Origin of the sequence: Sphingobacterium sp. Ag1, from assembly GCF_000988325.1 — a bacterium.
Taxonomy (GTDB): Bacteria; Bacteroidota; Bacteroidia; order Sphingobacteriales; family Sphingobacteriaceae; genus Sphingobacterium.
This window is the reverse complement of the sequence record NZ_LBGU01000032.1, coordinates 18,968-31,299: the sequence shown is the minus strand read 5'-3', so window position 1 is coordinate 31,299 and position 12,332 is coordinate 18,968. Positions and strand designations below refer to the sequence as shown.

13 protein-coding genes are annotated in these 12,332 nt (G+C 39.1%); 2 read left to right on the top strand and 11 right to left on the bottom strand.

Annotation, left to right across the window (positions count from 1 at the left end; translation table 11 throughout):
* Positions 1-16: 16 nt before the first annotated feature.
* The 5 genes from AAW12_RS07870 to AAW12_RS07850 all read right to left on the bottom strand — a co-directional run bounded on the left by AAW12_RS07870 (position 17) and on the right by AAW12_RS07850 (position 3,854).
* Positions 17-574 (bottom strand): ExbD/TolR family protein, encoded by a 558-nt coding sequence (locus tag AAW12_RS07870; RefSeq protein ID WP_046673069.1) that lies wholly within the window; start codon positions 572-574, stop codon positions 17-19.
* 24 nt (positions 575-598) lie between these two features.
* On the bottom strand, positions 599-1,261 hold the full coding sequence (locus AAW12_RS07865) for an ExbD/TolR family protein (protein ID WP_046673068.1): 663 nt from the start codon (positions 1,259-1,261) through the stop codon (positions 599-601).
* 101 nt (positions 1,262-1,362) lie between these two features.
* Positions 1,363-2,187: a MotA/TolQ/ExbB proton channel family protein gene (locus AAW12_RS07860; protein WP_046673067.1), complete on the bottom strand. Its 825-nt coding sequence runs from the start codon at positions 2,185-2,187 to the stop codon at positions 1,363-1,365.
* A gap of 433 nt (positions 2,188-2,620) precedes the next feature.
* A complete protein-coding gene (locus tag AAW12_RS07855; RefSeq protein WP_046673066.1) occupies positions 2,621-2,971 on the bottom strand; it encodes a translation initiation factor in 351 nt (116 codons plus the stop codon).
* 4 nt (positions 2,972-2,975) lie between these two features.
* Positions 2,976-3,854 carry a diacylglycerol/lipid kinase family protein gene (locus AAW12_RS07850; protein WP_046673065.1) on the bottom strand — a complete coding sequence of 293 codons (879 nt, stop codon included), beginning with the start codon at positions 3,852-3,854 and terminating at the stop codon, positions 2,976-2,978.
* Positions 3,855-4,158: 304 nt separating this feature from the next.
* Between AAW12_RS07850 and metK the strand changes: the two genes are divergently transcribed.
* Together metK and AAW12_RS07840 are read left to right on the top strand one after the other, a co-directional pair.
* Entirely contained in the window at positions 4,159-5,412 is a 1,254-nt protein-coding gene (gene metK / locus AAW12_RS07845; protein WP_046673064.1) for a methionine adenosyltransferase, read from the top strand.
* Positions 5,413-5,605: 193 nt separating this feature from the next.
* Positions 5,606-6,010 carry a Dabb family protein gene (locus AAW12_RS07840; RefSeq protein WP_046673063.1) on the top strand — a complete coding sequence of 135 codons (405 nt, stop codon included), beginning with the start codon at positions 5,606-5,608 and terminating at the stop codon, positions 6,008-6,010.
* Here AAW12_RS07840 and AAW12_RS07835 read toward each other — a convergent pair.
* Genes AAW12_RS07835 through AAW12_RS07810 form a run of 6 tightly spaced genes read right to left on the bottom strand, consistent with a single transcriptional unit; the run spans position 6,003 to position 12,239 of the window.
* On the bottom strand, positions 6,003-7,331 hold the full coding sequence (locus AAW12_RS07835; RefSeq protein WP_046673062.1) for a DUF58 domain-containing protein: 1,329 nt from the start codon (positions 7,329-7,331) through the stop codon (positions 6,003-6,005). The two genes, AAW12_RS07840 and AAW12_RS07835, sit on opposite strands and share 8 nt — an antisense overlap.
* Positions 7,331-8,320, bottom strand: coding sequence for an AAA family ATPase (locus AAW12_RS07830; protein ID WP_046673061.1), 990 nt, complete (start codon positions 8,318-8,320; stop codon positions 7,331-7,333). Before AAW12_RS07830 ends, AAW12_RS07835 begins: the two co-directional genes overlap by 1 nt.
* Positions 8,317-9,510, bottom strand: coding sequence for a DUF4350 domain-containing protein (locus AAW12_RS07825; RefSeq protein ID WP_046673060.1), 1,194 nt, complete (start codon positions 9,508-9,510; stop codon positions 8,317-8,319). Before AAW12_RS07825 ends, AAW12_RS07830 begins: the two co-directional genes overlap by 4 nt.
* Positions 9,507-10,382: a DUF4129 domain-containing protein gene (locus AAW12_RS07820; protein ID WP_046673059.1), complete on the bottom strand. Its 876-nt coding sequence runs from the start codon at positions 10,380-10,382 to the stop codon at positions 9,507-9,509. The genes AAW12_RS07825 and AAW12_RS07820 overlap by 4 nt, the downstream gene beginning before the upstream one ends.
* Positions 10,375-11,286 carry a hypothetical protein gene (locus tag AAW12_RS07815; RefSeq protein WP_046673058.1) on the bottom strand — a complete coding sequence of 304 codons (912 nt, stop codon included), beginning with the start codon at positions 11,284-11,286 and terminating at the stop codon, positions 10,375-10,377. Before AAW12_RS07815 ends, AAW12_RS07820 begins: the two co-directional genes overlap by 8 nt.
* On the bottom strand, positions 11,277-12,239 hold the full coding sequence (locus tag AAW12_RS07810; protein WP_046673153.1) for a stage II sporulation protein M: 963 nt from the start codon (positions 12,237-12,239) through the stop codon (positions 11,277-11,279). Before AAW12_RS07810 ends, AAW12_RS07815 begins: the two co-directional genes overlap by 10 nt.
* Positions 12,240-12,332 lie beyond the last annotated feature (93 nt).

Genomic DNA, 12,332 nt, shown 5'->3' with positions numbered 1-12,332 from the left:
TGTGTCAATCTAATAACTAATCATTATAGATATTGTCACGTTTTAACACTTCCACTTCCTCTGGTGTAATCTTTCCGATCATATAGCGTTTTACGTCTACAATTTTCATCTCATCAAGAATATCAACAAGATTACGTTGCGTACATTTATCACTAGGACGAATGATTACAATCATGTCTTTACCGCCTGATACGCGAGGTACATAAGCCTTTTTTTCCATCAAGACCTTACGAATCCCATCTGCACCGTAACCAGCAACAGTTGGACCTTCGATCGGACGAGCTACTTGACCATATACCCAAGAGACTTTATTGTCAGAACCCAATAAAATTGTAAGGGAACGATTATCTGCTGTAAGCAATTCATCGTTTTGTTGCTCCTTAATTTTATTTTTGTCTGGCATAGCCACATCCATTGCCTGCGGTTTATTTAAGGACGTGGTCAACATGAAGAAGGTGATCAACAAGAAAGCCAAATCCACCATGGCTGTAAGGTCAACCTTACCACCATTCTTTTTGGATCTTACTTTCCCGCCTTTGCCTTTTTTACCACTATCCTGATTTAATTCTGCCATTGTTTGTTCTTATTAAATCGTCAATTATTTCTCCTCAGCACGCATGCCTGTTATGAAACTAAATTTGTTTTGCTTTTGATTACGCAATGTTTCAATAACTAAATTAACCGAAGGATATTTTTCATTCGCATCTGCTTTGATAGCCATTTTTAAAGGTCCGGGGTGCACGAAATTTTTATCGGCGGCCTCTTTTTCTTTATTTACTTCCTCAGCTGCTAGACGGGTATTTTGAACCCAGTAATACAACTCATTTGAAGTATTTTCTGTACTATCAATTGGGATACCAGTTTGCACACCTTTTTCTGTACGCTTACTTCCATCCAAAGCCAACAATGCTTTTAACTTAGACATTGGTACACCGAAGTTTTCCATCAATTTGAAACGATCATAATCTTCTTGTGAAAAGCCAACGCCATACTTTGCTGACATTCTTTCCAATGCTTTTACGCGAACCTGTTGATCAGTCGTACCGAAGAAAACTTTACCTTGATCGCCTATTGTGATCATACCTACATTTGAATCAGGTAACTTATCTTTCGTAGTCGATGCTGGGGTATCCACCGTCAATGCTTCCGGTTGGCGCGCTGTCGCCGTTAAGACGAAGAACGTAAGCAGTAAGAACGATACGTCACACATCGCTGTCATGTCGATCGACGTACTGGCTCTTTTTACTTTTGCTTTACCCATTTTAAATTCTTCCTTTTAAATTAAAAACTCAATCTTCTATCCTATGATGCTTTTGATTTTTGATTTCCATAAAATAAAATCAAAAACTTTCATCATAGTTCTTATTTGTGGTTTGCAGCGTATGTTTGTACGATTGAGAAACCAGCTTCGTCGATAGAGTAAGTTAATTTATCGATTTTTGCAGTAAAGATGTTATACAATACAATAGCGAATGTTGAAGTCGCGATACCAGTTGCTGTATTGATCAAGGCCTCAGAGATACCGTTTGCCAATTTAGCTGAATCTGGAGCACCACCTGTAGCCAATGCCGAGAACGCTTTGATCATACCTGTTACTGTACCTAATAGACCACATAATGTACCGATAGAAACTAATGTAGCGATAACGTTCAAGTTTTTCTCTAACATTGGCATTTCTAATGCTGTAGTTTCTTCGATTTCTTTTTGAATTGCGATAGTAGCTTTTTCAGTGTCAACGTTAGGATCTACTGATACTGCTTTGTATTTCAATAAACCAGCTTTAACTACGTTTGCTACTGAACCTTTTTGTTTGTCACACTCAGCGATTGCTGTGTCGATGTTTCCACCATTAATCAAAGTTTGGATTTTTCTCACAAAGTTTCCAACATTTCCTGTACCAGATGCTTTGTTAATAACGATTAAACGTTCTACTGAGAAAACCCATACCATTAAGAATAAACCAAGCAAAACAGGTACGATAGCCCCAGCATGGTAAACCATTCCTAAGTAGTTACCTGGATTTGGAGCATTTTCAGGATTGTTGTCAACGAAGTTAGTTGGATTACCCATCACAAATTTCCATACACAGAAACCCACGATGAAACAGATGATGATTGCAGCTTGAGCAAAGAAAGATCCTCCGTTGTTGCTCTCTTGTTTTGCAGCAGTTTTAGGTGCGTTTGCCATTTTTCTAATTTTTAGTTTTTTACTGTTGTTTAAATATATAATGTTGTTTAAATTATATGCACTCTTAGTCGCTTTTGAAATCAATTTTGCAAAGCAAATTTAATATTTAATGTCAAATTTAAAATATTCCTCTTAAATACATAAAAAAAATCAAATTTGTTTTTTCAAACTGAACACACCATTAATCCGTGTTATTTTTCTCAGCAGTTCCCGTTATATAATCATTATTACTCTATGCTAAATCGCTTATTCGCAATAATTATTTTACAATGAAAGCCATTTTTTTTTTGATATGCAAGAAAATCAAGGATTTTAAACGACAAAAAGTAAGTGATTACTCATGTTTTGAAACAATCAAACGCGCGTCATTAAAGGTATATTTCCCTAATAAACAACTCGTTAGATTTACCACAATTATCCCTGATATACTTGTTTAACCACCAACTAATTTCACGCGATACCCCTCTTTAAGTAACAAATCATAGATCTTTTGTTTAAACTCGCCTTGAATGATGACCTCGCCGTCCTTCACGGTTCCGCCAACTCCGCACTTCGTTTTCAACAATTTACCTAAACTTTCCAAGTCTTCCTCTTTCCCAACAAATCCCGTTACTAACGTAACAACTTTCCCTTTTCGCATTTTCCGGTCAAGCTGCACTTTTAAATTTTGCTGATTTACAGGTAAAGTATCTGCTTCCTGAAAAAAATCAGCCAGCTGATAACTGAAGCTGTCATCTGTCGAATATACAACGCCCTCGTAGGACTGTTTTTTATTTTTACTCATGATCTTAACAAATTATCTTTAATGCTTTTGGCATAATGGAAATATCCAGTTTATCGCCAAGTTCGATGGGTTCACCGTCTACGTGGACCGGTGACACCTGATCGACTTCGATCTGTATGTTCTTCCCTGGAATAATCTCAACGTAGCTGGATTGATCTGCTGATTTATTAAAAAGATGAAAAATCATCTTGGGCAAAATATAAAGTGGAAATTTGTGTACGATACAGACATCCAAAATACCATCGTTAACGGAGGCTTGTGGCGCGATATAGGCATTATTCCCATACTGTGGTGAATTTGCCACACTGATCATAAAGGCTTGTCGTTCGTATACCTTTCCATCAATAGTCAATTTATAGTGCGCCGGCTGGTATTTACTGAGCACATTAAAAACTGACTTCATATACCCCAGAGGTCCACGAATATTTTCATTGGCAAAATTTTCACTCACGGATGCATCAAAGCCCAAACCAGCTATATTAAAAAACCTTCTATTATTAATAATACCACAATCAACCTCAATCGATTCAAAACGATTAATCCGGCGGATAGCGGCAGCCTCATTCATGGGAACTCCCAAATAAAGTGCTAGGCCATTACCAGAGCCCTCAGGAATAATACCCAACGGAATGCCCGATCCAACCAAAGCAGAGCCCAATTCATTGATCGTACCATCACCGCCGACCGCTATGACAGCATCATATCCTTCCTCAATGGCTTTCAAACCAATTTCGTAAGCATGGTTGGGTCTTGCGGTCTGTTGAAAAGTGGGGTCAAATTTCTGAAGATCAAGCACATCGAGCACCTGCTTTTTAAAAGAAGTTTTATTTTTCCCCCCTGAAATAGGATTAATAACAAACAATATTTGTTTACGTTCTGACATATCCAAAGATAGCGGAAATTACCAATTTCTTAAAATAATGTAATCTTTATACCTGTCGGCACGTTTTCACATGCTTTTAAAAGTTAAAATATAAATTTGATTTTAAATACTCCCTAAAGTATTGTAGCTTTGTCGCACAAAAAATAGAATGTGGACTGATTTGCGTGCTGTTGCGTTACAAGGCAACGACAAGGAGATTGCAACCACAGTAAAAAAGTGCTAAAAACCCTTCGCTGTCACGGCTCTTATCACTTTGCTGTTATTTCATTCTAGCGCAAATCCAATATTAAAAATTACGTAAAGCATGGCTTATTTATTTACGTCAGAATCTGTTTCTGAAGGGCATCCAGACAAAATTGCGGATCAAATTTCAGATGCATTAATAGACAATTTTTTAGCTTGGGACGAAGATTCGCGCGTCGCTATTGAAACGCTGGTAACAACTGGGCAGGTTGTCCTTGCTGGGGAAGTTAAATCAAACATATACCTCGATGTTCAAAAAATAGCCCGTTCGGTAATCCAAAAGATTGGCTATACCAAATCTGAGTATATGTTCGAGGCGAACTCATGTGGTGTCCTTTCGGCGATTCACGAGCAATCTGCTGATATTAATCAAGGAGTAGACCGCAAGACAAGACAGGAGCAGGGTGCGGGTGACCAGGGGATCATGTTCGGTTATGCCAATAACGAAACCGAAAATTTTATGCCTTTGGCATTAGACCTTTCGCATCGCTTACTTTATGAATTGGCCGAGCTGCGTCGCGAAAATAACGAAATTAAATATTTGCGCCCCGATGCAAAATCTCAAGTTACCCTAGAGTATAGCGACGATCACAAACCAAAAAGAATTGACGCCATCGTCATCTCTACGCAACATGACGACTTTGACACCGAACAAGCCATGTTGGATAAAATCACACATGACATCAAAACAATCTTAATTCCACGTGTTAAAGCACAATTGAAACCCGAACTTCAGTTGTTATTTAACGATGAAATTAAGTTTCACATCAATCCAACCGGAAAGTTTGTTATCGGCGGACCTCATGGAGACACCGGTCTTACCGGCCGTAAGATCATTGTCGATACCTACGGCGGCCGAGGTGCACATGGTGGTGGTGCTTTCTCAGGAAAAGATCCATCAAAGGTGGACCGTTCTGCAGCTTATGCAACCCGTCACATCGCCAAAAACTTAGTGGCAGCGGGTGTTGCAGATGAAATTCTCGTACAGATTTCCTATGCAATTGGCGTAAAAGATCCAATGGGAATCTATGTAAATACCTACGGCACGAGCAAAGTCAACCTGACTGATGGCCAGATTGCGGAAAAAATAGCCCACTTATTTGACATGACGCCATATGGAATTGAAACCCGTTTGGGGCTGAGAAATCCAATTTATTCAGAAACTGCAGCCTATGGACACATGGGAAGAACACCAAGAAAAGTAACCAAGGAGTTCGAAAGCTCGACAGGCGAGAAAAAGCAAGTCGAAGTTGAACTGTTCACTTGGGAAAAACTGGATTATATCGACAAAGTAAAAGAAGAGTTTGGTTTATAAGGGCCAGACGTCCATCAAAATAGAATGGGGCTGTCCAAGTTTGGATAGTCCCTTTTTTATACAACTTTATACCCTCCCTTCACAGCGCCTTCTCAGCACTCTATTCTTAAACAGTTTGAACCGACTTTTATACCCAGGCTATTGGTAAAATCACGCAGGTTTTGTATCTTAAAAGTTCTAAACCGTTTCAATCATGAAAAGACGCAATTTTCTTCTGGCACCAATGGTGCTCGTAACTGCCCCAACATGGGCAAATAATGTTCAATCGGATGAGGATATCCAACCAACCACCATTGTCCACGTTGTGAATTTTTGGCTAAAAGAAGATCTCAGTGAAAAAGAAAAAAAGAATTTTGTTGGATTTTTTGAGGAACTGCGTAAAATCGACGTCATCAAAACACTTAACTATGGAATTCCAGCCCATACAAACCCGCGACCTGTCGTAGACAACAGCTTTGACTATACGTTGATCGTCACTTTCAAAAACCTTCAAGATATTACCCGCTACGAGACACATCCGATTCATTTAAAAGCGATCGAAAAATATCAGCATCACTGGACAAAAGTCATGGTGAAAGATACTTCCATCATTAAATAAGGCCCCGTGCCTTAATTTCCAAATATTTATTGATGGAGTTGATGGTCAGATTTTCGGGCGCTGTATAGATGGTCTGAAAGCCGTTGCGAATCAGTTCTTGTACAATAAGCTGTTTTTCATAGATAAACTTTTCAGCAATGACCTGGTTGTAAATATCAATGGTTTTTTTGGGGGCACTCTTGGCTAACTCTTCAATTTCCACATTTTTAAAAACAACGATGACGATGATGTGGCTCCTATTCAACATCGACAGATAATTTATCTGACGTTTTAAGGAATCTAAGGTCTCAAAATTGGTATAGACAAAAATAAGCGACCGCTTGTTAATATGTGCATTGGCATAACTATATAATCTTCCAAATTCAGACTCCTCAAATTTGGTCGACACCTGATATAGTGCTTCCGAAATCTTATGCATTTGATTATTCCTCTTTTCTGCAGCTATAAATGCATTGATATCTTTTGAAAAGGTTAATAATCCGGCTCGGTCCTGCTTTAAGATGGTCGCATTGGAAAGAACAAGTGCAGCATTAATGGAATAATCCAATAAGGTAAGACCGTTGAATGGCATACGCATTGCCCGGCCCAAATCAATAAATGAATAGATCGGCTGAGACTTCTCTTCTTCGTATTGATTGACCATCAGCTTCTTTACTTTTGCGGACGCCTTCCAGTTCATATGCCTATAATCGTCCCCCTGCACATACTCTCTAACATGGTCAAATTCCATGGCTGAACCAATGCGTCGAATACGCTTTATACCCAGTTCATTTAACCTGTTACTCGTTGCAAGCAGTTGATATTTTCTAAGCTGAATATAGGATGGATAACAGGGGATTTCCTGTTCCTGATTCGTAACAAACCTTCTTTTGAAAAATCCGAAACGCTTAACCAAAGCCATACAACGACCAAACTGATAAATTCCCCTTTGTGTGGGCCGCAAGGAAAACGAAATTTCTGAGCGCTGAAAGGCGGGTAAAGTGGCTTCAAAATCCTTGTCCCGAATTTGAAGCTGTACCGGGAACTCCTCCAAAATATCCACTTTTGTTGCAAATGGATAAAAAGAGCTCACCATAAGCTTCATCGGGTTTTCATCTCCGTTGGATAATTTTTCAGGATATATCCGTGTGATTTCAATTTTACCCTTTCCTGAGAATAAGACAATAAAATCAAAAGCCAAAACAGCCAACCAGATCCAAAAGACAATCCAGGCCACAATCAACAATCCTTTGATGAAAAAAGAAAATGTAAAGAGTGTAGCCATCCCCAATAGGGAGTAGAAGAATTGATTTGTTAGAAAGAGCTGTTTTAGTTTCTTCATTATCTAGGAATTTCTACAGAATTAATGATTTGGTCGATGACATAGGCGGTGGTAAATCCTTCCATTTCCCTTTCTGGAGTCAACATGACACGGTGACCCAGCACGGCGGACGCTACCCTCCGAATATCTTCAGGAGTAACAAAGTCCCGGCCTGTCAACGCAGCTGAAGCCTTTGCTGATTCCAGCAAAGCAATAGAAGCCCGCGGTGATGCACCTAATGTCAAACTTGGATTCGTTCGTGTTTTTATAATAACTTGAGCAATGTAAGTTAGCAACTCCTCGTGAACAAAAATAGACTTGATCAATTTCTGGAATTCTAAAATTTCTGTGGCCGAAACTACAGCCTGAACCTGATCCTCTTTATTTTGTGCTTTTTGAGCATGATGCTCCTTCAATATTTCCAATTCCTGTTCAAGTTCAGGATAGTTCACATTGATCTTAAACAAGAAACGGTCGAGCTGAGCTTCCGGCAGTCGATAAGTACCTTCGTGTTCGATGGGATTTTGAGTCGCAAAAACAACAAACGGCCCCGGCAATTGATAGGTTGTTCCATCTACCGACACCTGTTGCTCCGCCATGCTTTCAAAAAGTGCTGCCTGCGTCTTTGCCGGAGCACGATTGATTTCATCGATTAAAACAATATTTGCAAAAATAGGCCCTCTACGAAATTCAAATTCATTACTTTTCAAGTCAAGTATCGACGAACCGGTTACATCCGAGGGCATTAAATCCGGTGTAAATTGAATCCGCTTGAATTCACTATGAATCGTTTTGGCGATCAATTTTGCGGATAATGTTTTCGCCACCCCGGGTAAGCCCTCGATCAAAGAATGCCCTGAGGCCAAGATCGAGATTAAGAGCATGTCAATCAATTGATCCTGCCCAACGATGACTTTTTTCACCTCCGACTTTACCTGCGTCATTTTATCGAATAAAACCGAGACATCTATTCGGTTTTCAAAAGATATATATTTATCGAAGTCACTCATATCATTTTTGCTTTATGTTTAAACTCTTCTATTGTATCATTAATCAATTTGAGATCAGCCACATCATGTTGTTTAGCATCTTGCATACGAACAATCAGCCTGATTAAAGACTGTGTCTCTACGAGCGGAACTCCAGCCCGCTCAGCCAGTTCTTCACTGAACTCCTCTTCCCGCAACATCAGCGTGTCCAAATGAAACCGCATCCGAAGATCGTGCAGGAAGTAATCTATTTTTTTTGCGACCATATTACCTGGTGCGCCATTTTCATAATATAAAGTGGCAATGGTTCCACAAAAGTCCTTCGAGAGATTCGGTTCTGGGCTCACGACCGCCACAGCCCGTTGCTCACGTCTACTTCGAAACACAAGCAAAAGGACTAGCCCCGCCAACAAAACATACCAAGCTTGCCTAAGACCATCGTTCATAAGCAATACACGCAAAGGTGTCCGATATTGCTCCAGATTCGCTTTAAAATCATACCAAGCGATCGGCTTATCATTTAGATAAGATAACGACTTAGCAACATAGGCATATTGCGAAGCGGAATTCAGCAAGTAATAGTTTCCAAATAAATCAGGGGTCAGGTGCAGATAGAATGTCCCTTTACCGAATTGAACGGCTATGAAGTTCGGTAACGTAAATTCCTTATAGGTAATCGCGCCCAAAATGGTCGCATGTTTAGGAAGTTTTTTGAATACTTCGCCAAGATCTGATTTACTATAATGAATTTTATTGTTATCGTTCATCAAGCGCACACGCAGCTGGCTTTTTATATTCACACCTTTTTTAAAACCATAGAAGTTATCTGTTTTCAACCCGAGGGAATCCAACAGGTAAGGATCAATATCCTCGGCTACAATCATTGCTTTCCCACCCCGGTTTACATAATCCAGTAATTTATCTTCCGCTGCTTCACCCATCGAAAAATAGGAGGTATAAAAAAATAAGTTAGCGTCGGTTTTCTTTGTACTGTCTAAATATTCATACAATGGTCGCTCAATCGTTGTGTTCTTTTGATCAATGATATGCTTTAGTTCTTGACGTAGCACATAAGCGCCAAAAGGATTTTTATCTTTTGCATCAAAAGTCCGATCCCAGATAATCGGTTTCTTACTTGTTGCATCGATAAGGGCTATTAACACTAACACAACAGTCAATAATATCAATCCAAATTTTACCGATCCCTTCATTTAATTTGTTTTTGATATTGGTGAAACAATTGCTGATATTGATTAAAATTGTCCTTTGTTAATTCAAATTGGCCAAACCAGACATAATCAAATATTCTTGTACATTCCGCAAATCCGCGACGGAGCTCCTCGTTTTGAATCTCCTGTGTAAATTCAGCATTCGTTTTGCTCAGCTTCCATTTGATATGATCGGATTGCGCTAGTTTCTGAATATTCAATAGCTGTAAGTACCGGATACCCAATGCATAATTCCTTTGGGCAATAGCCTCCTGAATATAAGGTTCCAGGTTACTATTCATTAGGTTTCGCTCCACATACGCTAAAACGTCCAGTTCACTCTCCTCTTCACTATGCTTAATAAAATATTGTTTTCTGTTATAGAGCACTTTATAAAGAATAAACGCTAATGCGATGACAGCTAAGAAGGCAAATACATAGCCAAATTCTTCCCGAAATTTATAAGGATTATCGGGCATGATACTTCCGATCCAATCGGCGAGCCGGGCAAGGATGCGTTGCAATACGCCCACCCGATCTTTAATATTTTCAGAATAAACAAATTCGTCCGTCTCGTAACGTTTGATAATATCCTGATAAGGATCCATTTTAAACGAACGTTCTTCGGTATATTTTGGGATCGAATCAAATAATGCTGGGTCCCACAGGTCAATTTCGTCTTTTTCCTGTTGGCCATTGGGTGCCTTTACTGCAGAATCAATGCGGAGAGAATCTGCTCCCACCAAAGTAGAATCTATTTGCACATTAAGTGAATCAATCCTACCGCTGTTGGAGTCCGTGTCCCTTGGCTTGGGATCACAGGCATACATAACCGACAAACAGGCAATGCAGAAAAAAGACAAGAGTTTATTCATCTTTTCCTCCTATCTTTTCGATCATACCATAAATACGTTCTCCAAATTTGAGATCTTTGGCTGTTTCATAAATAATACCATTGGCCAAAACACCGGACATATAAAGAAATAGCGTAAATAGTGTGATAAATAAGCCTCCAAATGTCATCAGGAGTTTTCCCCAGGATGAGTCAAAGAAAGCGGCATCTATTCCGAGGAAGTTGAATGACAAAAGCCCCATGATAACCAACGGCACAATGGAAATCATCATGACAGCCATTTGAAAAATAAAGTTCACAATGTAGGTTGCGATACCGTATTGAATCAATTTTTTGCTCAACATGACATAGGCATCTGTAAAACAGCTTCCCAGATCCGAATAACCTTCCCGATAAAATAGAAAAGAGCAAAACAACCATATCCCAACCATCGAGCCCAATATACCAATGGCAAAACTTCCAATAAAAGGGATAAATGCACAAATCGCCGCTACGATTGCCAGTGGGATAAAGACAACGATTAAAGCCAATATCATGGCAATCAAAAACATAAAGTATTTACCGAGGTTAGATCTGAAATTGCTGAACACTTCCGATCCTGAAAATGCTGTGCTTTTACGTTCTTTGAGTAGCATAAAATACTCAATGGAAATACCATAAACGTACAATCCCAAAGCAATCAATGCCAAAATGAGTAATCCAGCCCAAGTAAAAGCATCAATATCCTCAAAAGAATCGCTATTGGCCGAAAAAGTGATTTTTGTAGAGAGAAAATAGTAAACTAAAGCAATCGCTGCTAGGGGAACCGCAGATAAACCAAAAATAGTAGAAACAAAGTGCTTATAGATCAATTTAAAAAGATCTATGAAACTTTGGATAAAGTCTCCCACCTTACGTTCTTTTTGAAACTCAAAATCTATTTCCATTGAAATCGTTTTGCTAGTCGATAAGGATTAATAACATAAAAATAAAGGATAGCCAGCACGGATAAAACGATGATCAATAAGCATAACCAAATTGACGCATTATAATACCGTGTCACAAAACCTTCCAATGTACCGGCTATAATAAAAAAAGGAATCGTGCTGACTAAAACTTTCATCGCAATCTTTGCAGTACGAACAAAAGATGTCAAACGTGTAAACGATTTGGGAAATAGAATGCTATTACCGATGGCCAGTCCACATCCCCCTGCCACAATAATTACCGAGATTTCAATGGTACCATGAATCCAAATCGCCGACATGGCTTTCCCCATAACGCCATACTGGAAAAACATATGGTGAAATGCACCAAGCATAATACCATTGCTAAACAGCACATAACCTGTCCCTACACTGAAAAATAGTCCAGCAGCAAAGGCCATAAAAGCAACCCGCACATTATTAATCGTAATCCAAATCGCTGATCCAAAGTTGCTCCCCTTTCCATATACCGCAGCAGGATCACCCGCTTTTATACTTTCTATCGTCGAATCGACATAGTAGTCACCTAAAATAAGCCGAATAAAATCCATATCGTATACAGACGATACAAAACCAATGACTGAAGCCAAAACAAAAATTAAGAAGGAGTACAACAAAGGTCTACGGATTGACCAGATTGCCTGCGGTATCTCTTCATTGATAAAAGATTTAAACTTATTATTGGAAGCTTTTTGATCTTTATAGATTTTCTGATGTACGGTCACAGCCAGTTCATTCAGGTAAGCCTTCACCTTACTTTCAGGGTAAAAAGTTTGTGCATAAGCCAGATCATTGGTGAGCTCAATGTAATTTGAGGCCAGTTCATCTGGATCAACCTGCATATTAATTGATAAATTATTTTCAATTAACGCCCATTTTTCTTTATTTCGTTCTACAAAGGATGCTTCTCTCATTAATTTTTTTAACTGGCTCAACCAAATATATGAAATATCCATCATTGAAAAGCACAAATTGGAGCTAAAATGACCCAGATATGCTATATTGCT